Below are 25,275 nucleotides of genomic sequence, written 5' to 3'. Positions count from 1 at the left end.
ATGAGTTCAACAAACAGCAGAATAGCGAAAGCTAATCAAATTTTGGATAGAGCAGAAAAAATGCTCTTAGGTAGTATGAGCAAGCAACAAGCTTTGGATATTATGTCAAAATGCTGGAACGGGCTATCTTTTGCATTGGGTAATATCGATAATCCATTAGGAAATGCACAGGAAATGGTAACGACACTATAAATGGCGGAAATGGTAATGATATTATATATGCAGGAAACGGCGATGATAATGTTGGTGGTGATGACGGAGATGATAACAAATTTACAAATTTAAATTTACTTGTTGCGTAAGTTTAAATTTGTAAATTTGAAAATGGACTTTGTATCGCGTATAAACGATACGACCTGAATTTGAATTTAACAAAATATAAATTTAAAAAAGGATTAAAATTGAATGGCGAAAATTTAGAAAACAAATCAAATTTTAAAAAATTAAATTTGCGAAATTATGATGAAAATCCGATTGTAATAGGTGATTTTTCGGTGTTTTCATTGTTTTATCTATTTTGGTTTTTGTCTTTATTTGGCTTATTGTTTTTTACTTATATTGTAATTTTTGCAGATAATTTTACCAATATAAATATATTTGGTTTATTTATTGCTGTCTATCTCGTATTTGTTTCTATAAAAAATTTCATAACAATGAAAGAATACAAACAACAAAACAAAAGCTACTTTTCTTTCACAAAACAATCAATCACAAGCACAAGAGATTATATAATTTCTGATTTATTTTCTAAAAATAAATACATAAGCGAAAACAAAACTATTCCAAACCCTGCATTAAATTTAGAAAAGGTGTATTTTTGCGTGGTTTGCGAATTGCAGTCAAATTACGGCAGATTTCATTATTTCACACCTTATGAGCTATACAAAAAATCGAGCATAGGCGTTCATATTGGTAAAATAGTGCTTTATATGAAGCATTTGGTTTTATATTTGATTTTTGTTTTGCCATATAAAATTTATAAATTAAAAAAGAGCGGTGAACCACTTTGGCTACTTAAAAAGAATTTTATCATTAGGTGCAAAAATAGAAATTATCTTTTAGTAAATGTCTATTCAACGAAAGAATACAACGAACTTTTACAATATTTTCAATCGCTAAATATTGAGATAGAAAACAAAACAAAATTTATCCCACATATTCAAAATGACGGTTGGTTTCAAGATAAAAACGAAATTTGGAGCGATGATTTTAGCGATACAGAAATTCCAAAAGATACTTTTAAAAAGAAACTTAGGAGATTTTTTAGTTTAGATTAAAATTTGGACTTATAGTCAAACATTGATAATAAAATTTAAAAAGGAGATAGCATGAGTGATACTACACAAAACAATAACACAACAAACAATGAGAATAATAGTTCTTTAACGGCAGTTGAGATTGCAAAAAATGCAGTAGAACAAATGTATAATTTGGCAATGGGTGCTGTTAGTGCAGGAAGTGCTTTAATAGATAATAAAATAGCTTCTACAACTATGACATTTTGGTCGGGTGGAGTTGATTTATTTAAAAAATCAAGTAACAAATCCGAACGATAACCACTATCAAGGGACAGGTAGAGCAGTTGGAGATATGCTAAATCTTGCGATAACTTTTGGGGTGCAAAAGAAAGTAGAAAGCTATAAAGTTAAAGGTGAAATAAAGGCAGGCGCTGCTTTTATAACTTACATTGGTTTGGCTGAATTAAATTTGGGAGAAAAATTTTCAAATTTATTTAACACCTATGTTGCAAATGCCGATAGATTTTATGATGAAATTATTACCAATAGCGACTTTTTCGAACAAGTTAAAAATGGTTTAATAAATAATGGTTTGATGAATTTTGTAGATTATTTTGATCCAGATGGTGATGGCAATGTATCTGCAATAGATATAGTAAATGGTTATCAAAAATTGTTTTCTCCACCACCTGCATTTGGAACAATGGATTTTGAAATACAATTTGCATCTAATAAGCTAAAAGAAATAATAATCAAAGCAGATATTTCAAAACAAGAAGAAGAAAAAGAAATCATACAGGCTGTTATGAAGCACGACGAAATCCAAACCCTAACCATAAATTCCCAAACCTACAACATAAAAGAACTCTCAAATTTAGAACTTCGCAATGCCATAGAAAACATTCCACAAGTATCGTTTTTATTATCACATATACTTATAAAAGTAGGCGAATACCTAGACTTAGGCGAAAAAGGAATTTATAAAATCAAATCAGGCGATACTCTCTCAACCATAGCCCAACTCAATGGTATGGTTACAAAAGATTTAGTAAGACTAAATTCGTGGCTATGCGACGAAGGCAGAATAAAATTCAATCAAAACAAAGTCCTAATCGAAGGAAATCCATTAAATCTATCAAACACAAACCACACGCTCTACGGCGAAGCAAACGCAGAAAATGTTTTGATAGATGCTAATGGTGGGGATAATATTGAGTTTATAAATTTAAGTCTAGTTGCGTAGATTTAAATTTGTAAATTCAAAAACAGAATTTTGTATCGTAGATAAACGATACGACCTGAATTTGAATTTGCAAGGAAATTTGTCATTGCGAGTGAGTGAAACGAACGAAGCAATCCAGCAACGCCGATAGGCGTTTATTATTTGCAAATTTGCTTTTTAATAAACGGCTTTGCCGTTTGACTGGATTGCTTCGAGTTTTTCAAACTCTCGCAATGACGGAAAATTAAACATAAAGGATTGAAATATGGAAAATTTTGAGAATTGGAATAAAAAAAAATTTGATAAAAATTTAAATAACGCTAAAAGAAACTACGATTTAGAACCGATTGTTTTATTAAACCACGATGTGAGTATCGAATTTATTAGGGCTATTACTATCATTATTTTTATTGTTGTAAATTTATTATTACCAACTGGTTCGTGGCATATAAAAATTTTTAATATAGTTTTTTGGTTACCTTTTTTACAATCAAGTATTAAAAGATACAAAACTCACAAAAACAGCAAATTTATATTTTCAAAAGATTTTATAAGACAGACAAATGACGGAAATATCGATATAAAAATCAATTTATACCAAATTTTAAAAATTCAGAAAATAAAGCAAATTTTTAATACAGATGCTCGAAAAGAAATGATATACAGAAATAAATATGGAGATAAAGCAATAATGTTTGGAAATATTTTTGTTGTAATTATTATTGCAATATTTATTTTTATATGGTTTTTTGGAATTATTGTTGTCAAAAAAGAGCCATTGGGATTAATTATTCTTTTTTTAGCATTTATTTTTATTATTGTTTGGTTTCTACTTCCACAATTTATTTACCATATTAAAAGTGGTGGCTTGAAAAACTGGCTAAATGATACGCTTGAAATTCAAACACAAGATGAAGTCATTTTTGTCGTAATTGCAAACAATAACGAATACAACGAACTTAAAGAGTATTTTTTAAGTAGGTTAAATATAAATATATACAAAATTTAAAATGAAAAATTTAATAACAACTTTATTTTTAAGGAGACACAAATGAGTAGAGAATTAGTTGCGAAAGCGGAACTCGACAGAGTTGAAAAAATGCTTGAAGAAGCTGGTATTATCAGAAATGGTGAAGTAAATTTAGCCAAATTGGCTATAAATGATGCTAGTAAAACAATTGATATATTGGCTGATGAACATTTAGAAAAAATGAAACACGGGAAAGGTGGCTTATTCCTAGTTACACAGGCTGGAAATATAGCAGTAGATTTAGCAAATGGGGAAGCTGGCGTAAAAACAGCTCTAAATTTAGCAATTGATACTGTGTTATTTGTAGCACAAATTACGCCTATGGGTAGAGCTTTTCAAGTGGCAGTAAAAGCCATAGATGGATTAAATACTATTGCCTCCCACTTCGGCTACGATATAGGAAGCCTAGCAGGAGAAATTTACGATTGGGCTACAAAAGGAGATAAATATAAAGACTATATTACACAAGATGGATTTCTCCGTGTAGTTATGGACGACGGCACGGTATATATGAGACCGCTTAAAGGAAGATATGGTTTAGCAACTGGTAATTATATGAACGATGTATTATTTGGTGGCGATTGGAACGACACACTTCAAGGTGGTAATGGTAGCGACCTACTCATCGGTGGCGACGGATTTGATACATACAATGCAGGAACACTTGACATTATCCGTGATAGCGACGGCAAAGGCTCAGTTCATTTCAACAGACACAAACTAACAGGCGGAACTTATGATAAAGACAGAGACCTTTATATTTCAGATGATTATATCGAATACAAACTCCACGATGACGGAAGATTAGTAGTAAGTGATATGGGAGAAAATATAGTCATAGAAAATTTTAATAAAGACAATAATGATTTAGGCATAATACTAATAGACCCAAAAGATGTAGTAGTTACCATACACGACAATCAAGCAAATGAGGGTGGTAATGGCAAACATACGCTAGGGTTTAAAGTAAGTTTAAATAGAAAATTAGAAGCAGGAGAATACTTAACACTATACATAAACGGACAATTGGTTAAATTTACAGAAAATGAACAAGAAAAAGATAATGCTTATATCTATGAGTGGGACGGAAACGAAAGCAAAGACGGAGATAGAAAATTTGAAGTAAGTGGCTCTGTTTTACAAAGTGGAACTTCTAAAAATCTAAATGTAAAATATATTCACCCTGCAAAAGGTCTCATCAAAGACGACGACCGTGACGATGACCCTGACCCAGAGCGTGAATATTCTCCGATTGTGATTGACTTGGGTAATGATGGCATAAACTCACACGCACTAAATTATACTATAAATTTTGATTTAGATAATAATGGTTTTAAAGAAGCCACAGGTTGGGTAAGCGGCGATGATGCACTTCTAGCAATAGATAAAAATAACAACGGCATAATAGATAATGGAAGCGAACTCTTTGGAAATAAAAGTATCTCAGATAGTGCTTTCTCATACACAAATTCATCTTTAAACAACGGCTTTGAAACACTAAAAAGCTATGACAGCAACAATGACGGCATAATAGATAGCCAAGACGCTGAATTTGACAAGCTACTTCTTTGGCAAGATAAAAACTCCAACGGCATAAGCGAAACAGACGAATTAATAAAACTAAGCGATAAAGCAGAATTTGCAAATTTAAACTTACTTGTTGCTTGAATTTTTGAATTTGCAATAGTAAGTTTAAATTTGTGAATTTAAATTAATAAATTCAGCATCAAATAATGCCCAGTGAGATAGAATTTGCAAGTAAAATTTATAAAAAGAATTAAATTTTGGAAAATACAAATTTTAAAAATGATATTTTTAATAAAAACAAAAATTTAAGAGATTATGATAAAGAGCCGATAATTATAGAAAATAAAACACAATTTTTTATAGCTTTCTTTGGGTTATGTGTTTTAATTTTTATGATTTGTATGTATTTGTATGAGCCTAATGAAACTCGATTTAGACAACTTTTTATTATTTTTCCTATTTTTGGATTGCCATTTATGCTTGATTATATTCGCAACCGAAATAACAAGCATTTAATAAAGCTAACAAATACAAGAATAACACATAATATAAATAAAAAGGTGATAAAAACAATATTTTTAGATGATATTATAAGTATAAAACGAACATACTTTTTGCGTGATAGAAAATGGCTTGAAAATCAAAATGTATTTTACAAAATGGCTTTAAAATATGACCCATATTCTACAATAATTGCCTTTTTAATAATATTTTTGACTATTTTTTTGATTTTAACTAAAAATTTTTCTATGAGTAATTATCAAATTCTAGCTATATTATTTGTGGGAATATTTTCTTTTTGGATTTGCAAATTTTTATATTTTTTGATTTTTGAAAGAGAATTTAGGCTTATATTTTACGATTATTTAGTTATTTATACAGATAGCAAAAACATAAATTTTATTATAAAAAACAACAAAGATTATAAGTTATTGAGAGAATTTTTTATAAAAATAAAAAATATTGATATTGATAAAGTTGAATGCCATATTTGGCTTGATGATAAGTAATTTTTTTAAAAAGGAGACGCGACGAGCGAAGCAAAAATTGCAGAAGCTAGTAAAGTATTGAGTGCAGTAGAACAAGCTGTTGGAAATCTAGGTATTATTGATATGGTAAATGAAAATAAAAAGCCGGTTACATATTTTAGCGGTGTAGTTGATGCGATGTATTTAGATGCGAAAAATAAAAAAACACCATTACCAGGTGGAAAAATTGTAAAATTTGTTACAACTGCTGGTGAATATGTGTTTAGCGATACAAAAGGTGAAAGTTTTGGAGAATTTTTTATCTGGTGTTGCTGGTGATTTAGTGCAAGGATTTGTTTGCGGTGTAGCTGCTGGACCAGCAGGAGTATATGTATCTAGTTTTATCTCGTCTGTTACTGGTATGAGTTTAGGTGATTTTTCAAAACAAGCATATAGATATTTATCGGGAGATGACAGTTCTGATATTGCTAAAAAATTAGGTGTAAAAGATATTACCATCACCAACGGCTACCTAAAAGTAACTATGCCTGATGGCACAGTATATGCTAGACCATTACTAGATAAATATCACGGCGGTTTAATCACAGGTGGCAGTAAAGATGATGTATTATTTGGTGGCAATGGAAATGACATACTTCAAGGAAATGGCGGTTATGATATACTTTTAGGCGGTGCAGGTAATGATACTTATAATGTAGATAATGGCGATATTATCAGAGACACCGACCACAAAGGAAGCGTTCATTTTAGCGGAACTCATCTTAAAGGTGGCAAATGGGACGAAAAAGAACAATCCTATGTAGGAAAAGGCGGAGAAAAATATAAAATAAATAGTAGTGGCGAACTAATAGTAAGTAAAGGAAGTAACTCTATCACTATCCAAAACTACTCCAAAGATAAAAACTCTCTTGGCATAGTCCTAGCCGACCCGGATGAAATCCTAATAACCATATCAGATAAAAGTGCAGTAGAAAAAGACCAAACTATGGAATTTACCATAATACTAGATAGAGCATTAGAAAAAGACGAAACGCTAGTCTTAAAAGTAAATGACAAAGAGATAATATTTAAATCAGGAGAAAAAGAGAAAAAATATACTCATACCTGGAAAGATGATGACTTAAAAGAAGAAGATGAGAAATTTGAAGTAAGTGCAAGTGTAGTAACAGATAAATCAAATGTCAAAGCGATAATTAAAAATTCAGGTCAAGGTCTCATCAAAGACGACGACAAAGATCCAAACGATGATAAGCCAGAAACTTACGATCCACTTGCAATAGACCTTAATAATGATGGCATAAAAGGCACAAATTTAGACTATAAGATAAATTTTGACCTTGATAATAACGGCTTTAAAGAGGCTACAAGCTGGATAGATAACAATGACGCCTTTATCACCATTGATAAAAACAACAACGGCGCAATCGATAATGGTAGCGAGCTATTTGGAAACAAGAGCATCTCAAATAACGCCTATGCCTACACTAATCCAAATTCAAAAAATGGCTTTGAAAGCTTAAAAGAGCTTGATAGCAATAACGATGGCATAATCGATGAAAAAGACAAAGAATTTACAAATTTACTTCTTTGGCAAGATAAAAACTCCAATGGTATAAGTGAAACAGACGAATTAATAAAACTAAGTGATAAAGTAAAATCAATAAATTTAAATTTACTTGTTGCTTGAATTTTTGAATTTGCAAAAGTAAGTTTAAATTTGTGAATTTAATAAATTCAGTATCAAACAATGCTGAGTGAGTTTAAATTTGCGATGAAATTTTATTAAAAGGATAAATTTTGAAAAATCAAAATTTAGAAAACAAGCAAAATTCTAAAAGCAAAATTTTAAGGGATTATGATAAAGAGCCGATAGTCATACAAGACAATGCTAACATATATGGTGCTATTTCGTTATCTATTGGAACTTTTGTATTAGCTTATATAATATTTGTCGAAAATTATATTGGTATGAAAATTTTTTTATTATGTCTGCTTGTTTTTGTTGGTGTAGGTGTTGTGAAAGAGTTAAATTCGAAAGCAAAAGTATTTTTAACAAATGAATATATTGAGAAAAGAGAAAATAATATTTTAGTTTCAAGGGTTTATTGTTGTGAAATTAAAAGGATTGTTAAAACTATAAACTCTATACTCCCAAAAAGTGATTTTTTTGTATTTAAAAATAAATTGGCATATTTTGGCTTTTCATTGTATTTTTTATTTTTAGTATTTACACAAGATATTATAAAAATTCTAGCAATAATAGCCATTGCATTTGGGCTAATTTTTTTAATGCTAATTCCACAATTTATAATTCATTATAAAGAGAAAGCAAAAAATGCAGTTTGGCTTTATGATGTCCTTTTTGTAAAAGGAAAAGATGGGAATTTTTTAAATTTTATGATTTCAAATGATAAAGAATATTTTGAATTAAAGGAGTATTTCTGGACAAAATTTAAAATCAATTTAGACAATGCAGAAAGAAAAAGAACGGTGCTTTTCGAAGCTAATAAAAAAGATTTAAAAAAATCAGGAGAAAAACAATGAAAAATGAAGCAGCAGCTAAACAAATTTTAGATAGGGTTGAAAATTATCTATCTACGGATTTAAAAACAAGAGATGCTATTATGAATAGCATAAATAAGGCTTGGAATATAACTGACGATAGTTTAGCATTACGCTATAAAAATTATAGAAACGCACTGGATAATAGCAAATTTGGCTCTGGTGTTGTTGGATTTATAACTGCTGGTGGCAATGTGCTCATAAGTAATGTTAGTGACGAAGATACTGTCGAAACAGTTATGGGTCTTGGTGTCGATGTAGCATTAACGCTTATGGAACTTACACCGGCTGGACAAGTTATAAATATTGCTTTGACATTAACAGGCTTTGACCCAGCAACAAAATTAAAAGATATATACAGAAGTTTAGCTTATGAAAGTGAAGCAGATTACAATAACAATAAAATTGCAAAGTTAGTTGGTGCAAAATCAGTTACTATTGAAAAAAATATTTTAAAAGTAACTATGCCTGACGGAACAATATATGCTAGACCACTATCAGCTTCATTTTTCCCTTACGGCGTAACTCCAAGCGGACTTCTCACAGGCGGTAATGGTTGGACAAACGATGTCTTATTCGGTGGTAACGAAAACGACACACTTCAAGGTGGTAATGGTAGCGACCTACTCATCGGTGGCGACGGATTTGATACATACAATGCAGGAACACTTGACATTATCCGTGATAGCGACGGCAAAGGCAGAGTATTTTATCTTATACAAACATTCAACTCACAGGTGGCACCCAAATCGAAAAAGGCCCTAAAATTTACAAAGGCAAAGACGGCACAAAGTATGAACTCAAAGGCTCAGATCTTATAATCAACGATAGCATAACAATAGAAAATTTCAGTAAAATAAGCAATGATTTAGGTATAGTCTTAGTCGATGCAGATGATATAGTAGTAACCATAGAAAACAATCAATCAACCGATGGTGACAATGGTAAACACTCAATGGAATTTAAAATAACTCTAAATAGAGCACTAAAAAAAGATGAGTTTTTAGAACTAATCATAAATGGACAAAGGGTTAAATTTAAAGAAGGAGATATAGAACAAACCTATACTCATACTTGGGATGGAAATACAATCAAAGAAGAAGATAGAAAATTTGAAGTAAGTGCAAGTGTAGTAACAGATAAATCAATCGTCAAAGCAAAACTAGCACAAGCAGGAAACGAAACTATAATAGATGATTATAGAGAATTTACAAATTTAAATTTACTGATTGCTTGAATTTTAAATTCAAACAATAGTAAGTTTAAATTTGTAAATTTAAATCAATAAATTCAGCATTAAATAATGCTGAGTGAGTTTAAATTTGCAAGTAAAATTTATAAAAAGGATTAAATTTTGGAAAATACAAATTTTAAAAACGATATTTTTAATAAAAAGAACAATTTAAGGGATTATGATAAAGAGCCGATAATTTTATACGATTATGAAATTTTACATAATGCAATTATTGTGCTTATTCCACTTTTATTTGGAGCCTCAATACCTACAAACATACAAGCATTATTTGATGGTGAAAATATTAATGAAATTATTTTAGTAAATTCAATAATTATTGGTATGATTTTGTTTATTTGCATTATTGTATTTATTCTAAACAATCCAAAGAAAACTCAAATTTCAATAAAAAATTTTACCGTTGAATTTTATGAAAAAACTGCATTTTCCAAAAAATTAGAATTGAAGCGAAAAATAGAGTTGGATAAAATTAAGGAAAATATATATAGACCATTTACTGTGTATTCTATACACAACGAAAGCTTTAAATCGAAGTTAATTATTTTTGGAATAGCTGCTTTTGGTTTGATAAGTGGTATGGGAATTTTATGGTTTATTGGATTTTTAATATTTGGATTTTTAGGGTTTGTATTAGCAAATTTTATACTTTATCTGATTATTGGTAAAAGTGGCGATAGATTTTTTACTATGTTCCCAAAAATAGCACTAACAGAACCGTATTTTATACCTTATAGTGCTGGAAATTTTTTACCACAATATTACTCTTTAATAATTTGCAACCATAGCAAATATAGCGAAATTAAAAAGTATTTTTTAAATTTACACAACATAAACATTGACAATGTTGAAAAAATCTATTTTTAAAGGAGAAATGCTATGAGTGATTCAAGCAAAAGAGTATCAAAGGCAGAAGTTGAGCTAAATAAAGCTTATGAGAGATTGTTGAAAAATGCAGATGCAACAAAACTCATTATAGAAGCGTTAGCTGATGGCGTTAAAATAGACGAGATTTTAACAAAATTCAAAAGCAGTGAAAAATGGACAGAAGCCATGAAAGATAAATGGGGTAAAAGACCAGGTTATATAAATGCGGCACTTAATGCTCCAAAAAACAAACTAAGTGGATATGATGGACTAACAGTATTATCAGAACTGGGAATTGATGTTGGTTCGGTTTTTACAGAAAATTTTGTAGAGAAAAATATAATACCAAAACTAGGACTTAAATACTCACCTTTAATCGGTTGGTTTAGTGCCGGTATGGATATTGGAAATTTAATTAATCAAGCTACTGGTTTTGAAGAAGCTAGTTTAAGTCAGTTAATTAAGAAGAAATTAGAAGAACTTCGTGGCACAACCACAGACCTGCCAGACCTAGAAATGCTTAAAAAAGGAATTTTAAAAATCACTATGCATGATGGCACAGTATATGAAAGACCATTGGTAGATATTGCAGGAAGTTATATGCTAACAGGTAACAGTAAATCCGATGTCTTATTCGGAAGCGATGGTAATGATATATTAAACGGTCACGCTGGCTCAGATATACTCATCGGTGGAGCTGGCAAAGACGATTATTTTGTAGATAACGGCGATACTATAAAAGATAGCGACGGCAAAGGCAGAGTATTTTATCTTATACAAACATTCAACTCACAGGTGGCACCCAAATCGAAAAAGGCCCTAAAATTTACAAAGGCAAAGACGGCACAAAGTATGAACTCAAAGGCTCAGATCTTATAATCAACGATAGCATAACAATAGAAAATTTCAGTAAAATAAGCAATGATTTAGGTATAGTCTTAGTCGATGCAGATGATATAGTAGTAACCATAGAAAACAATCAATCAACCGATGGTGACAATGGTAAACACTCAATGGAATTTAAAATAACTCTAAATAGAGCACTAAAAAAAGATGAGTTTTTAGAACTAATCATAAATGGACAAAGGGTTAAATTTAAAGAAGGAGATATAGAACAAACCTATACTCATACTTGGGATGGAAATACAATCAAAGAAGAAGATAGAAAATTTGAAGTAAGTGCAAGTGTAGTAACAGATAAATCAATCGTCAAAGCAAAACTAGCACAAGCAGGAAACGAAACTATAATAGATGATTATAGAGAATTTATAAATTTAAATTTACTTGTTGCATAAATTTAAAACAAGAGTAAATTTAAATTTGTGAATTTAAAAACAAAATTTCGTATCGTAGATAAACGCGATACGACCTGAATTTGAATTTGCAAGGAAATTTTATTTAAAAGGATTAAAATTGGAAAACGAAAATTTAAACAATAAGCCAAATGTTAAAAAATCAAATTTGCGAGATTATGATGAAAATCCGATTGTTATAAAAGATGAATTATCAAATACGAAGTTTTTAAGTATCATTTTTTTAGTTTTATTAGGACTTGCTTTAATAATCAGGAAAATATTTTTTTCTCAATATGACACTGTTTATAGCAATGGTAACTCACTTTTTATTATCCCATTTCTTACTTATATGACTTTGAAAAATACTTTTAGAAACCTTGAAAAAGACGCACAAATTCATTTTTACAATGATTATATAGTTAAAAAATTAGAAAACGGTATTGAAAAAAGAATTGCAATATCTCACTTGAAAAATACAACAAAAAGTATTTCATCAATGTTGCCAAATGGTTTTATTGGTGAAAAAATAGAAAAAGCTATTCTTATTTATTGTGGATTATTTTTCGTTTTTGTTTTAGCTTTAATTATATATAGAGGCGAATTTAAAATACTGATTTTTATATCACTTTTTACTTTTATAGTCTTATATCTGCCACAATTTATAATTCATCATAAATATGGCGGTTTAAAAGATAGTTTTTACGATGTCATTTGGTTACAAGATAAAGACGGCAAATTTTTTAATTTTATGGTTAGTTCAGACAAACAATATAATGAAATCAAAAAATATTTATTGGTTAAAACGGGCAAGAGTTTAGATAAGGTAGAAAAGAAATTTTTTCTGCCTATATCTTGGTTTAAAGATAAAGATTTATTAAATTAAACTTATTTTAAAGGAGAAAACATGTCAAGTGTTGCATATGCAAACAAAATTTTAGATGAAGCTGAAAGAAAGCTTTTAAAAAATTACTCAAAAGCCGAATTTATTGAGTTAATAAATAAAAGTTGGAATATTGTCTCTAATAGTAGCCAATATCAACTTGCCAAATTGGGAGAACGAGTAAGTGATTTTAAAAAAGCAGGTGGTGTCGCTACTGCCGTTATTGGTGTTGTGTCTGGCGTAGGTAATGTAGTAATATCAAATGCTAATGATGAAGATAAAATCGAAACACTAATTGGTGCTGGTGTTGATTTAATTTTACTTGGCGTTGGTTTTATGCCAGGAGTTGGTCCTGTGGTTAATTTAGCTATGATTGGAGCAACTGCACTAGGTATAGACCCTGCTACCAAAATTAAACAATGGTATCGTAATGAGCAAATCGACAGCCTAGACTGGGTTACCATTACTAAAAGTGGCTTTTTACAAGTAACTATGCCAGATGGCACAGTCTATGCCCGACCATTTATGCCAAACGCACAAGGTAGTTTGTTTGGTAACGGCAAAGACGATGTCCTCTTCGGTGGCAACGGTAATGATGAATTTTATGGAAGTGGTGAAGAATTTAGCGAAAGACGAGATATTACCGAACTGCAAAATTCGCGTGATTTTTCAGAAATTTTACGCTCACGATGCTCATTATAAATAATTTCATTTGTTTTTTACATTTCCGCTTCATTTTACACAACAACTTTAAAAGCGTTCTTTTTTAAATTTTTAGATATAAAATCTTGTTTCATTATATAAATAGTTATCAAGAAACGCTGCTGTTTTAATATTTTGTTCGTTTAGCGCTTACTTAACTAATCACATATCATATTGAAAAAGTGAAATTTTTAGATTTTTTTTACGTGATATACGCCACTTTGCGTATTGTATTTGTGGCAAAATCATAAAATCAGATTCTGCGTTTTTTGTAAATTTAACGCTATTTTATTTAAAATTTCGCCCATTTCTTACCGCTTTTTACTTCTAGTTGACGACTTTTTATATCTCATCAAAATCCACTCTGTAAAGGTAAAATTTTAGCCGCATGAAATCCGCTGCAATCCGTCAAATTTTTATTTTATTGTTTCATTTAAAATTTTAAAATATCCGTTCACGCTTTTCAGGCTAATTAGCCAATTATTCCTAATTGTTTTCTTTTATCACTTTATGAAATTTTGCGTAGGCTTTGATATATTCAAAACCTGAATAAACAGTCAAAATAACTGCTATCCAAAGCAAAATAGAGCCGAAAATCCACTGCATTGTAAGAAAACCGATTGCTATCATTTGAAACACGGTTTTAACTTTTCCTGCCATAGAAGCAGAAACTTCAATATTTTCACTAAGCATTACGGTGCGAAATCCGGTTATAAAAAATTCTCTTATCAAAATAAGATAAACCGCCCATGGATTTGCTCTTCCAATATACATAAGCCCTAAAAATCCTGCTAATGTCAGCATTTTATCGGCTAAAGGATCGATAATGGCGCCAAACTTTGTGATTTGATTCCAATTTCTTGCGATAAATCCGTCAAAAAAATCAGTCACGGAAGCTATAACAAACACAAAAGCGGCTGCAAAATTTATCCAGCTCGTATGAATGCTCGAAGTTGAAATTTCGTTGCTTCCTGCTATTATCAAAAGATAAAAAAATAAAGGCGCCAAAAAAACGCGTAAAATCGCCAAAATGTTCGGTAAATTAAGCATTATCTAAAAGTCGTTCCGCCATCTACTATAAAAGTATGTCCTGTGACCCAGCTTGCTTTGCTTGAACATAAAAATAGACAAGCTCCTGCCAAATCACTTGGTTTACCCATTCTATTCAATGGACTAAGTTGCGCGGTTTTATCCCTTACTTCCTCATAATTTGTAAAAGCTTTAAGAGCGTCGGTATCAATAGGTCCGCCACACACCGCATTGGCTCTTATTCCAATTTTACCAAGTTCAGACGCTGCATATTTAACCATAACTTCAACCGCAGCTTTACAAGTACCATGACCTGCATAATTTTCTATATAAACGCGATTTCCTGTCGAGCTGATTGAGATTATTGAACCGCCACCAGTTTTTTCCATTCTTTTTGCGGCTTCCTGAGCACCAACTATAAAGGCATCAACTGTTGCAGTGAAAATATTATTTAATCCTCTAGGTTTGAGTCTCATAAACTTCGTGTATCCGCCGGCTACTGCGCGTCCTGAAATAATAGCATTTGAAATAAAAAAATCAATTCTATCGAAATCATTGTCAATCTCTAAAAAAAGATCTTTATAGGTTGCAGGCTCTAAGATATTTAGCGCATAACATCTTGCTTTTATGCCGAATTCGCTTTCAAGCTCTTCGCATTGTTTTTTTGCAAGCTCTTCGTTTGAATTGTAGGTAAAAGCGATATTTACACCGTTTTGCGCAAATTCTTCGACTATCGCCCTTCCGATTCCTCTTGTTCCGCCGCTAATTACCAGCGTTTTTCCATTAAATTCGTTATTCATTTCCATTATAACCCTTTAATTTTGTATTTTTTTATTGTTTCTTCGATTTTTTTATAATTTTCTTTGCTAGGCTCACAAAGCGGCAAACGATATTCAAGCGTTTCGATAAGTCCTGCAATATACATCGCCGCTTTTATAGGCACAGGATTGCTCTCTACAAATAAAATTTTGTTTAATTCATAAAGTTCATTGTTTATCTCGCGAGATTTTACAAAATCGCCTTTTAGTGCGTAATCACAAAGTTTTGCGACATAATCCGGCAAAAGATTTGCAGTGACTGAAATCACGCCTTTTCCGCCATTTGCCAATATCGGATAATTTATAGAATCTTCTCCGCTGACTACGGTCATATGCGGCTCTCTAGAAAGCAAATCAACACATCTATCTATATCTCCGCTTGCCTCTTTTACACCGATTATATTTTTGCATTCTCTAAAAAGACGAATTACAGTATCCGCCTTAATATCGCAACCTGTTCTTCCTGGAACATTATAAAGCAAAACCGGAATTTCAACCGAGTTTGCAATCTCTTTATAATGCAAATACAATCCTTGTTGAGTTGGTTTATTATAATACGGCGCGACGGATAAAACAGCGTCCGCTCCATGATCTTGAGCAAATTTAGCCAAACCTATGGCTTCGTGAGTTGCGTTGCTTCCGGCTCCTGCTAAAACTTTAACATCCGTACCTTTGCATGTATCCACGGCAATTTCAATACAAACTCTATGCTCTTCGTGTGTAAGCGTGGCGCTTTCGCCGGTTGTACCGACCGGTACAATCACATTTATGCCGTTTGCAATTTCTCTTTTTATGAGTTTTTCGTAACCGACCTCATCGATTTTGCCATTTTTAAACGGCGTAATAATGGCTACCATAGAGCCTTTTATAAGAGTTGATTCCATTTTTATTCCTTTCTTAAAATTACACTTGTAAGTCTGTTTTTATCAAAATATTTTAAAAAACAATTTTTAATATCCATTTTGGTTAAATTTTGAATTTTTTGCGGTAATTCAAAAAGCACGCTTATATCGCCCATAGCGATAAAATTTCCATAAATGTCTGCAATTTTTCCGGCGCTGTCAAGCGAATATACAAACTGAGAATTTAACGCATTTCTAACCTTTTCCAACGCTTCATCTTCTATCTCTTTTTGTTTTAGGTTTTCTAAAATTTCTAAAATTTCACTCTTTAAAATTTCAGCCTTTATGCCAAAATTCGCCACAGCAAAAATGATAAAAAGATTTTCATCAATGCTTGACATATTATAAATTTCAACATCATTTGCAAGTTTTTTCTCATCAACTAAAATGCGTCTTATAACTGAACTTTTGCCGCTTCCTAAAATGTTTTCCACAGCGGACAGCGCATTTTGGTCGGCGTGATTAAATGGCGGAATTTTATAAGCAAGAGCTATCATTTCAACTTCACTGTTTTTATGAATTATAATGTTTCTTTCACCATTTTGAGTAGGTTCTTTACAAAAATTAACAGGAATGTCGGAGCTGTTTTTTATTTTTTCAAAATGTTTTTTTGCGCTTTTAAATGCGCTTTTTTCATCGATATCACCTGCAATTACCAAAAACGCATTTTGCGGTTGATAAAATTTCGCGTGAAAATCATTAATATCTTCAATTGTCCAGTTTTCTATATCTTTTTTAAAACCGATCGGCGTCCAATGATACGGATGGTATATAAAAGCGCTGTTGTAAAGGCGAAAAAAAAGAAAGCCCGCAGGATTATTATCTGTGCGCCAAAGTCTTTCTTCAAGCACAACATTTCTTTCAGGTTTGAACTCTTCGTCTTTTAGATTTAAATTTTGCATAATATCGGCAAAAAGCTCGCAGGAAATATCTAAATTTGAGTTGGCACATTTTATAAAATAGTGTGTATAATCAAATCCTGTTGATGCGTTATCAATACCGCCAAAGCCTTTTACAGTCTTATCAAAAACCCCTGCTTTACGGTTTTTAGTAGATTTAAAATTCATATGCTCAAGCATATGAGCGATACCGCTTTTTCCCATATACTCGTTTCTTGAGCCGACTTTATAAAAAATATCAGTGCTAATAACGCCTGAGCCTTCATTGCAAGGAATGTGATAAATTTCGAATCCGTTATCTAAGATTATTTTTTTAAATTCAGGCAGCATTTATTTAAGATCCGCTCCAACAGCTTCGGATATATTTTTAAAGCCGTCTTTTCGTAAAAGTTCGGCAAGTTCACTATTTATTTTTTTGCAAAGTATTGGACCTACATAGATAAATGCTGTAAAAATTTGAATGAAATTTGCACCAAGTCTTATTCTTTTATAAGCTTCCTTGGCACTATCAATACCGCCACAGCTTATAAGAGTCGTTTTTCCGTAAATCTCTTTTGCAATTTGTGCAAAAAAATTGCGCGATTTTTCCGTTATCAGCTGTCCGCTAATGCCGCCTTTTTGCTGTTTGATATTTGGAGAAAGCGAGTAATCTACGCTAGTATTGTTTATAATTATGCCGTTGGCGCCGTTTTGCACGGATGAGACACACAAATTTATCGCATCTTTTATATCCATATCCGGCGCGATTTTTATAAAAATCGGCTTTTTTGTCTTCTCTTTTGCCATACAAAAAAGCTCTTTTATGAAATTTTCATTTTGTAAATCACGTAAATTAGGGGTATTCGGCGAACTGATATTTATAGCAAAAAGATCGCAATATTCGTTAAAATTTTCTATTAAAACTTCATAATCTTTCAAAGCTTCGTCATTCGGCGTAACTTTATTTTTACCTATATTTGCGATTAAAGGAATGCGAAACGGATATACTTTTTTTACATTATTCAAAACAACATTCATACCTTTGCTGTTAAAACCCATAGAATTTTGGATACTTTTATCTTCAATCAGTCTGAAAATTCTCGGTTTCGGGTTTCCCGGTTGCGGTTTTGGCGTAACGGTGCCGTATTCCAAATGTCCAAATCCGAGCTCAAATAACGGCAAAATCATTGTCGCATCTTTATCAAAACCGCCTGCAATGCCAATTGGATTACGAAATTTAAGTCCAAAAAGATTTTGTTCTAAAATCACATCGCTATATGTGAAATTTTTAGCCACCAAACTGCCGACTCCTGGCAGCATATCCCACATTTTCATACCAAAATAACCGATTTTATGAGCGGTTTCAGGGTCAAAATTAAATAAAACACTTTTTAAAGCGCTATACATTACATTATTCTCCAATCTTATGCTAACAAATTTAAAATTTTACCAAAGAATTTTTTAAAAACAAATTTATCAACTTAATTTACCTTTTAATTTTTGATAAATTTCACAGCTTTGACTAAGACTTTCATCGGTGCCTATTGCCGCTATTTCGCCATTATTTACGACTGCTATTTTATCCGCGTTTGCAATCGTAGAAAGTCTGTGAGCGATGATAAATATGATTTTATTGTCTCTTATTTTTTCTATTACGTCGCTGATTGCTTTTTCGCTTGTATTATCAAGCGCCGATGTAGCTTCATCGAAAATTAAAATTTGAGGATTTTTATAAAGCATTCTTGCAATTGCTATTCGTTGTCTCTGTCCACCGCTTAAATTTGCGCCGAACTCTTGAAGTTTTGTGTAAATTCCATCTTCCAGATTTAACACAAAATCGTATGCGTTTGCCATTTTTAAAACATTTATTACACGGTTTTCATCAAAAACGCCGCCATAGCACACATTATTTGCGATTGTATCGTTAAAAATATAAACGCGTTGTGTAACAAGTCCGATATTATCTCTTAAAGATTTCAAACTAAACTCGCTTATATCGCTTTCATTTACCAAAATATTTCCACTGCCGGCATCATAAAATCTCATAAGTAAATTTACAATTGAACTTTTTCCGCCGCCGCTGTTTCCGACAAATGCAAACATTTCGCCTTTTTTAGCACTGAAATTTATATTTTTAAGTGCTGTTTTTTCGTTGTATTTCAGACTGACATTTTGAAAAATTATAGTATTTGCGGCATTTGGAAATTCTTTATTTCCATCAATGATTGACGGGATTAAATCCAAAAGTTCAAAAGTTCTCTCACTGGCAGCGATTGCATCTTGAAGACTGTTATAAATAGATGAAAGTGCTTTAATCGGTTGATAAAGCATAAAAAGCGCAGCCGTAAATGAGAAAAATTTTCCCATATCCATAGCGCCGTTTATAACTTCCAGACCGCCCACTATAATGATAATAGCAATACCGATCGAGCCGATTATTTCCATTATCGGGCTGACAAGCGCATTTGTTTTTGTAGCTTTTACATTCAGCTTAAAAAATTTTTGATTTTCATCTTTAAAGCGATTGAGTTCCAAATTTTGTGCATTGCTTGCTTTTACAATTTCAATATTTGAATAAATTTCATTTAGCACGGAGCTTATATCAGAGTTTTTCTCTTGCGATTTTTTAGAGATTTTTTTCATCTTTTTTGCGAGAATAGAAAGAGGATAAACAGCAATCGGCAAAACCACAAGGGCGAAAAAAGCAAGTCTTGGATTTTGATAAATTACAACGATTAAAAGTCCTATTATAGACATTATTTGAACCAACATATCAGGTATCATCGAACTTACAATCATACGAATGCGCTCAATATCGTTTATCGTTCTGCTAATCAGCTCGCCTGTTCTAAACTCATTAAAAAACTTCATATCAAGGCTTAAAAGACGATCCACAAGCTTATTTCTAATCTGTTTAATTATATCCTGACCTATATATGAGCTTAGGTATGTTTGAAAATAAGATCCGACACTTTTCAACGTATAAACGGCAATGATTGCATAAGGCAAAATGTAAAGCAGATTTTCATTTTTTTCTATAAAAATTTTATTCAGCACAGGCTCGACAAGCCATGCTATAAGACCGTTTGCAGCACTTGCAAATATCATTGCAATCATCATAAAAAACAGCAAAAGTTTATATTCTACAAAATAATGTTTAAATCTTTTTAAAATACCTTTCAGTCCGTTCATTTTATGTCCGTTTCATTTGAAATTTCCCAAACGGTGCCGTTTGGTGTATCCATAAGCGTGATATTTTGCAAGGCAAGTTTTTCCCTGATTTCATCGGCAAGAGCAAAATTTTTTTCTTTTTTTGCAGCATCTCTTTGCGCTATTAAATCAGAAATTTCAGCCTTTTTTGTTTCACTAACGCCAAATTGAAAATATAAATTTTCATCCGTATATAAAATTCCTAGAGTCTCTTTTACAAAATCCAAATTCGCCAAAATTTCACCTTTTTTCATCTTGTCTTTTGGATTTTTATCAAGCCGTTCATTAGCACTATTTACCATAGAATCAACTATACTAAGAGCTAAAGATGTATTTAAATCATCACTTAAAGCGTCTAAAATTTCAGCTTTGAATTTTTCATCTGAAATACCTTTTTTCGCGCCTTGCAAACGTTTTTTAAGACGATAAATTTTATCGAGTCGTTTTTTGCTTGAAAATAAATCATTCACGCTGTAATTAAAATTTGCTCTATAATGAGAACTCATCAAATAAAATCTTAATGCCTCACCAGGCACGATTTTAAGGGCATCTTTTATAAAAAAGCTGTTCCCTAGACTTTTACTCATTTTTTCATTGTTAACTTGCACAAAACCGTTGTGCATCCAGTATTTTGCAAGATTTTTATGCTCGGCGCAACGACATTGCGCGGCTTCATTTTCGTGGTGCGGAAATAAAAGATCCATTCCGCCTGCGTGAATGTCAATTAAATATTTTTGTTTATTATCAGTAAGATATTTTTTTATCATTACGACGCATTCCGTATGCCAACCGGGACGCCCGCAGCCAAATTTCGCTTTATAATATTTTTCGTCAAATTTCCAAAGTGCAAAATCTTTTTCATCTTTTTTTTGCGCGTTCGAAGCAACTCTTGCTATGTTTTCGTCGCTATCTTTTTTACCGCTTAAACTTAAATAATCGCTGTCTTTGCTCGTATCAAAATAAATACCGTCCCCTTGAATCTTATATGCGGCGCCGTTATCCAAAAGTTCTTCCACAAACTCTATAATTTCGTCAATGCACTCTGTAGCGCGCGGCTCGATATCGGCCCTAAGCACATTTAAAGCATTCATATCGTCCAAATACCTTGAAATGTAAAATTCCGTAATCTCTTTAAGGCTTTTACCGCTATCTTCCATCTTTTTTAAAATTTTATCGTCAATATCGGTAAAATTTTTAACAAATTTTACTTTAAAACCGAGCGCTACAAGAGTTCTACGTAGCAAATCAAAGCTAATCGCGCTTTTTGCATGTCCTAAATGCGCATCATCATACACAGTCGGTCCGCAAACGTAAATTCGCACAAAATCATTTTCTAAAGGAATGAATTCAAGCTTTTTTTTAACAACACTATCAAAAATAACCATTTATTAACCTTTTAAATATCCATAAAATCGCGATTTCAACGATACAAATTACAAAAATAAAAGCAATTTTTTTGCGATTTATTATAGCTAAAAAATTTTTAAAACCAAAAAATTTAATATTCATAAAAAATAGGAAAAAACCGCTAATTGAGCTTGCAAGCGCTAATCCTGCCACACCGAAAGGTTTAACTAAAATAGCGCAACAAGCAAAATTTAAAAACAGACTTTGAACTGAAATTTTAGCGGCGATATTTTGTTTCATTTCTGCATATAGCCATAAAGAAAAAAGTTTTGCCAATCCGAACGGAACAAGCCCTATCATATAAGCGCTTAGCACTAATGCACATTCAACCGTATTTTCACGCGTAAACTCGCCTCTTTCGAAAAGAAGCCACGTTATTTCAAAGCTGAGCATAATGCCGCCGATTGTGGAAAACACAAGCAGAGCAAATAGAAAATAAAAGCTTTTACTCATAAAATTCAGCGCCGTTTTTTCATCGTGCGCTTTGATAAATTTACTTATTTTAGGAAAAATCGCAGTCGTTAAAGCAATAGCAAAAAGCGCAAGCGGAAGCTGAAAAATACGGTTTGCATAATATAAATAACTAATTGATCCAAACGCCAAAAAACTTGCAAACCAAGTGTCTATAAAGCCGCTTATTTGAAGCGCGGAAGATCCTATCACGCCATGATAGAAATTTTTGTAAAAACCTTTTGTGTCAGCTTTTTCACCTTTAAAAAGGTGCGAAAATCCTCCAAGCAGAATTTTAAGCATTCCTGTAAATTTTAAAGCGATTATATGTACCAGAAGCTGCAAAAATCCGCCGATTACGACGCCTATGCTTAGATACAGCACGATTTCTTCATCGCTTTTTCCTTTGGCTAAAAAAAGTGCCGTTATCATAGATAAATTTAGCAAAGCCGTTGAAAATGCGGTAGTTGCGAAGTGGCCGCGATATTGCAAAAGTGAAGCAAAAAGCGTAACTGCAAAAATAAAAATAAGATATAAAAAGTTTATTCTTACGTACGGAACCGCCATTTGCACAGATTTAAAGTCAAATCCAAGAGCTAAAAATTTTGTAAAAAATGCGGTAAATAAAAAAACTACAAAAGTTAAAAAAAGTATGAAAATTACAAATTTTATAAGTACTGAAGCGGCAAAAATGCCTTTTTTACGTGCAGCTACAAAACCAGGTAAAAACGCTTGTGTAAAGCTTCCTTCGCCAAAAAGTCTGCGAAAAAGATTTGGCAGTTTAAAAGCTACGAAAAATATATCGCTCCAAATCCCGGCCCCTAAAATTCCGGCTGTCATTAAATCTCTAACGAAGCCTAAAATGCGCGAAGTTAAAATACCGAAACTATTTGTAAAAAATCCTTTAAACACCGATAAACCTTGATTTATAAAAACTTTTTATTGTATAAAATTTCCAGTTAAATATAGTTTAAAAATCGGCGTTATTTTTACAAATAAAAAAAACACAGAATAAATCCATTTTACCGTTTTTAAAAAAAATAAAATTTATATTATAGAGTCGAAATATTATATAAAACAATTTTATGATTTGTTTTTCTATGAGAATAATCGTACAAAAATTTATTAAAAGCTAAACCAAATTTTATTATAATCGGAACTCATCAAAATTTTTTGGAGTTAAAGTGCTGGATTACGAGCATAAAAATGGAATTTTAAATATTTTTTTTAATGGAAATTTTGATTATAAATTAAATCCGAAAATCGCACATAATTTTAAAAATATAGTGAAAAATTCCATAAAAAACAGTGAAAAAATAATATTAAATTTTAAAGACGTAGAAAATTTTGACTATTTTTTTGCCGTTTTTATAAAAAAATCACTTATAAAAGCAAATTATGAAATAATAAATGAAAACGAAAAAATAAAAAAAATCTTTAAAACGCTTGAAAATGCCGATTTTAGCGAAAATATACATAAGAAAAATATAAATTTTATAATAAAAACTTTAAATGAAATTGGTATCGCTACAATAGACGCGAAAAAAAATCTAACTAATTTAACCTCTTTTATGGGTGAATTTTTTATAAAATTTTTCGCACTGACACCAAAAAAAATGCGCCTTAAAGAAATGAGTAATTGCGCAAAAGATGCAGGAATAGATGCTGTTTTTATCGTATCTTTAACGGCATTTTTAGTTGGAATAGTTTTAGCTTACATAGGCTCGGATATGTTGGCGCAATTTGGCGCAAGCATTTATATAATAGACATAATGGGAATGCTTACACTAAGAGAAATTGCACCTCTTATAGCAGCAATCGTAATTGCCGGCCGTTCGGCGTCATCTTTTACAGCTCAAATCGGTGTTATGAAAATTACAGAGGAGATAGATGCGATGAAAACAATGGGCTTTGATCCGTTTTATTTTCTTTGTATGCCGCGCATTTTAGCAATGATTATAATAACGCCTTTTGTGATTTTTCTAGCTGATGCCGTCAGCATTTTTTCTCAGATGATAGTTTGCGATGCTTATTTGGAAATATCTTTTGCCGACTATTTGGAGCGATTTAAAAGCACGATTGAAATCAGACATTTTCTGGTCGGGATTGTAAAAGCGCCGTTTTTCGGCGCGATAATTGCGATTGTAGGTTGTTTGCGCGGATTTGAAGTCAAAAACGACACTCAAAGTATCGGAGAATACACAACAATAAGCGTTGTAAATGCTATATTCTGGGTAATAGCGTTGGATGCATTTTTTGCCGTTATGTTTTCGGAGCTGAAAATATGAATATCATAAACGCGCAAAATCTTACAACAGCTTTTGGCGATTTTATTATGCACGACAATGTAAGTTTCAGCGTGCAAAAAGGCGAAATTTACGGACTTTTGGGCGGAAGCGGAAGCGGCAAAACAACGCTTATGAAAACTATGATTTTTCTTAAAAAACCAAGCAGCGGAACAGTTGAAATTTTCGGAGAAAACATATGGGCTTTAAAAGCCGAAAAAAGACTTGAAATTCAACTGAAATGCGGCGTAATGTTTCAATTCGGAGCACTTTTCAGTTCTATGAATGTTATAGAAAATGTCGGAATTTTACTTAGAGAATATTCAAAATTCAATGAAAACGAGATAAATGATTTATCGCTTTTTTGGCTTGAAAAAGTCGGTCTTAAAATTTCAGATGCACAAAAAATGCCAAGCGAATTAAGCGGCGGTATGAAAAAACGAGTCGCAATGGCAAGAGCGCTTGCTTTAAGTCCGGAAATTTTATTTTTGGACGAACCGAACTCAGGACTTGATCCGCTAAGTGCAAGATCGCTTGACCGCCTTGTTTGCGAACTTAGAGATACTCTTGGAGTTACAATAGTAATGGTTACGCACGATATTGACAGTATTTTTGAAATTTTGGATAGATTTTTGATAATCGATAATCACAAAATAATATATGAAGGTGTTTTAGCAGGCGCCAAAAAGCTTAAAAACAATCCTTTGCGCGAACTTTTTGAAATGAGGTAAA

The 25,275-nt window shown here is 31.8% G+C and carries 28 protein-coding genes; 20 read left to right on the top strand and 8 right to left on the bottom strand.

Annotation, left to right across the window (positions count from 1 at the left end; translation table 11 throughout):
* The 18 genes from CHAB381_RS02880 (at position 1) to CHAB381_RS02800 (ending at position 13,564) form a co-directional block, all read left to right on the top strand.
* Positions 1 to 192: a hypothetical protein gene (locus CHAB381_RS02880; RefSeq protein WP_012108476.1), complete on the top strand. Its 192-nt coding sequence runs from the start codon at positions 1 to 3 to the stop codon at positions 190 to 192.
* Positions 156 to 302 carry a hypothetical protein gene (locus CHAB381_RS09195; protein WP_172462809.1) on the top strand — a complete coding sequence of 49 codons (147 nt, stop codon included), beginning with the start codon at positions 156 to 158 and terminating at the stop codon, positions 300 to 302. The genes CHAB381_RS02880 and CHAB381_RS09195 overlap by 37 nt, the downstream gene beginning before the upstream one ends.
* 99 nt (positions 303 to 401) lie before the next feature.
* Positions 402 to 1,277 carry a hypothetical protein gene (locus tag CHAB381_RS02875; protein WP_012108475.1) on the top strand — a complete coding sequence of 292 codons (876 nt, stop codon included), beginning with the start codon at positions 402 to 404 and terminating at the stop codon, positions 1,275 to 1,277.
* 51 nt (positions 1,278 to 1,328) lie between these two features.
* Positions 1,329 to 1,556, top strand: coding sequence for a hypothetical protein (locus CHAB381_RS02870; protein WP_012108474.1), 228 nt, complete (start codon positions 1,329 to 1,331; stop codon positions 1,554 to 1,556).
* Positions 1,516 to 2,481 carry a LysM peptidoglycan-binding domain-containing protein gene (locus tag CHAB381_RS02865; RefSeq protein WP_041570468.1) on the top strand — a complete coding sequence of 322 codons (966 nt, stop codon included), beginning with the start codon at positions 1,516 to 1,518 and terminating at the stop codon, positions 2,479 to 2,481. Before CHAB381_RS02870 ends, CHAB381_RS02865 begins: the two co-directional genes overlap by 41 nt.
* Positions 2,482 to 2,725: 244 nt before the next feature.
* Positions 2,726 to 3,469: a hypothetical protein gene (locus CHAB381_RS02860; protein WP_012108472.1), complete on the top strand. Its 744-nt coding sequence runs from the start codon at positions 2,726 to 2,728 to the stop codon at positions 3,467 to 3,469.
* 42 nt (positions 3,470 to 3,511) lie between these two features.
* Positions 3,512 to 5,158 (top strand): hypothetical protein, encoded by a 1,647-nt coding sequence (locus tag CHAB381_RS08430; RefSeq protein ID WP_012108471.1) that lies wholly within the window; start codon positions 3,512 to 3,514, stop codon positions 5,156 to 5,158.
* A gap of 116 nt (positions 5,159 to 5,274) precedes the next feature.
* The gene (locus CHAB381_RS02850) at positions 5,275 to 6,027 is read left to right on the top strand and encodes a hypothetical protein (protein ID WP_012108470.1); all 753 of its coding nucleotides are present in this window, start codon (positions 5,275 to 5,277) and stop codon (positions 6,025 to 6,027) included.
* A gap of 57 nt (positions 6,028 to 6,084) precedes the next feature.
* Positions 6,085 to 6,324, top strand: coding sequence for a hypothetical protein (locus CHAB381_RS02845; protein WP_041570467.1), 240 nt, complete (start codon positions 6,085 to 6,087; stop codon positions 6,322 to 6,324).
* Positions 6,293 to 7,693, top strand: a complete 1,401-nt coding sequence (locus CHAB381_RS08425; RefSeq protein WP_012108468.1) for a calcium-binding protein — start codon at positions 6,293 to 6,295, stop codon at positions 7,691 to 7,693. The genes CHAB381_RS02845 and CHAB381_RS08425 overlap by 32 nt, the downstream gene beginning before the upstream one ends.
* 110 nt (positions 7,694 to 7,803) lie before the next feature.
* Positions 7,804 to 8,550, top strand: coding sequence for a hypothetical protein (locus CHAB381_RS02835; protein ID WP_012108467.1), 747 nt, complete (start codon positions 7,804 to 7,806; stop codon positions 8,548 to 8,550).
* Positions 8,547 to 9,389: a hypothetical protein gene (locus CHAB381_RS02830; RefSeq protein ID WP_041570466.1), complete on the top strand. Its 843-nt coding sequence runs from the start codon at positions 8,547 to 8,549 to the stop codon at positions 9,387 to 9,389. Before CHAB381_RS02835 ends, CHAB381_RS02830 begins: the two co-directional genes overlap by 4 nt.
* A 134-nt stretch (positions 9,390 to 9,523) precedes the next feature.
* Entirely contained in the window at positions 9,524 to 9,805 is a 282-nt protein-coding gene (locus CHAB381_RS02825) for a hypothetical protein (RefSeq protein ID WP_012108466.1), read from the top strand.
* A 117-nt stretch (positions 9,806 to 9,922) separates the two neighbouring features.
* Positions 9,923 to 10,687 (top strand): hypothetical protein, encoded by a 765-nt coding sequence (locus CHAB381_RS02820; RefSeq protein ID WP_012108465.1) that lies wholly within the window; start codon positions 9,923 to 9,925, stop codon positions 10,685 to 10,687.
* Positions 10,688 to 10,699: 12 nt separating this feature from the next.
* Positions 10,700 to 11,566, top strand: a complete 867-nt coding sequence (locus CHAB381_RS02815; RefSeq protein ID WP_012108464.1) for a calcium-binding protein — start codon at positions 10,700 to 10,702, stop codon at positions 11,564 to 11,566.
* 134 nt (positions 11,567 to 11,700) lie between these two features.
* On the top strand, positions 11,701 to 11,982 hold the full coding sequence (locus tag CHAB381_RS02810) for a hypothetical protein (protein WP_012108463.1): 282 nt from the start codon (positions 11,701 to 11,703) through the stop codon (positions 11,980 to 11,982).
* A 118-nt stretch (positions 11,983 to 12,100) separates the two neighbouring features.
* A complete protein-coding gene (locus tag CHAB381_RS02805) occupies positions 12,101 to 12,865 on the top strand; it encodes a hypothetical protein (protein ID WP_012108462.1) in 765 nt (254 codons plus the stop codon).
* A 21-nt stretch (positions 12,866 to 12,886) separates the two neighbouring features.
* Positions 12,887 to 13,564, top strand: a complete 678-nt coding sequence (locus CHAB381_RS02800; RefSeq protein ID WP_012108461.1) for a hypothetical protein — start codon at positions 12,887 to 12,889, stop codon at positions 13,562 to 13,564.
* A gap of 486 nt (positions 13,565 to 14,050) precedes the next feature.
* Here CHAB381_RS02800 and pgsA read toward each other — a convergent pair whose 3' ends face one another.
* The 8 genes from pgsA to murJ all read right to left on the bottom strand — a co-directional run bounded on the left by pgsA (position 14,051) and on the right by murJ (position 23,170).
* Positions 14,051 to 14,614 carry a CDP-diacylglycerol--glycerol-3-phosphate 3-phosphatidyltransferase gene (pgsA, locus tag CHAB381_RS02795; protein WP_012108460.1) on the bottom strand — a complete coding sequence of 188 codons (564 nt, stop codon included), beginning with the start codon at positions 14,612 to 14,614 and terminating at the stop codon, positions 14,051 to 14,053.
* On the bottom strand, positions 14,614 to 15,393 hold the full coding sequence (locus tag CHAB381_RS02790; RefSeq protein WP_172462808.1) for an enoyl-ACP reductase: 780 nt from the start codon (positions 15,391 to 15,393) through the stop codon (positions 14,614 to 14,616). The genes pgsA and CHAB381_RS02790 overlap by 1 nt, the downstream gene beginning before the upstream one ends.
* Positions 15,394 to 15,398: 5 nt before the next feature.
* Entirely contained in the window at positions 15,399 to 16,295 is an 897-nt protein-coding gene (gene dapA, locus CHAB381_RS02785; protein WP_012108458.1) for a 4-hydroxy-tetrahydrodipicolinate synthase, read from the bottom strand.
* Positions 16,296 to 16,297: 2 nt separating this feature from the next.
* Entirely contained in the window at positions 16,298 to 17,542 is a 1,245-nt protein-coding gene (locus CHAB381_RS02780) for a M16 family metallopeptidase (protein ID WP_012108457.1), read from the bottom strand.
* Positions 17,543 to 18,598, bottom strand: a complete 1,056-nt coding sequence (locus CHAB381_RS02775) for a quinone-dependent dihydroorotate dehydrogenase (RefSeq protein ID WP_012108456.1) — start codon at positions 18,596 to 18,598, stop codon at positions 17,543 to 17,545.
* A gap of 69 nt (positions 18,599 to 18,667) precedes the next feature.
* Entirely contained in the window at positions 18,668 to 20,383 is a 1,716-nt protein-coding gene (locus tag CHAB381_RS02770; protein WP_012108455.1) for an ABC transporter ATP-binding protein, read from the bottom strand.
* The gene (gene cysS / locus CHAB381_RS02765) at positions 20,380 to 21,786 is read right to left on the bottom strand and encodes a cysteine--tRNA ligase (RefSeq protein ID WP_012108454.1); all 1,407 of its coding nucleotides are present in this window, start codon (positions 21,784 to 21,786) and stop codon (positions 20,380 to 20,382) included. The genes CHAB381_RS02770 and cysS overlap by 4 nt, the downstream gene beginning before the upstream one ends.
* Entirely contained in the window at positions 21,773 to 23,170 is a 1,398-nt protein-coding gene (gene murJ, locus CHAB381_RS02760) for a murein biosynthesis integral membrane protein MurJ (protein WP_012108453.1), read from the bottom strand. Before murJ ends, cysS begins: the two co-directional genes overlap by 14 nt.
* 272 nt (positions 23,171 to 23,442) lie before the next feature.
* On the opposite strand from murJ, the gene CHAB381_RS08975 reads away from it, so the two are divergent.
* Both CHAB381_RS08975 and CHAB381_RS02750 read left to right on the top strand, forming a co-directional pair.
* Positions 23,443 to 24,546, top strand: coding sequence for an MlaE family ABC transporter permease (locus CHAB381_RS08975; RefSeq protein ID WP_012108452.1), 1,104 nt, complete (start codon positions 23,443 to 23,445; stop codon positions 24,544 to 24,546).
* Positions 24,543 to 25,274 carry an ABC transporter ATP-binding protein gene (locus CHAB381_RS02750; RefSeq protein WP_012108451.1) on the top strand — a complete coding sequence of 244 codons (732 nt, stop codon included), beginning with the start codon at positions 24,543 to 24,545 and terminating at the stop codon, positions 25,272 to 25,274. The genes CHAB381_RS08975 and CHAB381_RS02750 overlap by 4 nt, the downstream gene beginning before the upstream one ends.
* The last annotated feature ends 1 nt before the right edge of the window (position 25,275 follow it).

Origin of the sequence: Campylobacter hominis ATCC BAA-381 (assembly GCF_000017585.1) — a bacterium.
Lineage (GTDB): Bacteria > Campylobacterota > Campylobacteria > Campylobacterales > Campylobacteraceae > Campylobacter_B > Campylobacter_B hominis.
This window is presented reverse-complemented; position numbering and strand designations above follow the sequence as displayed.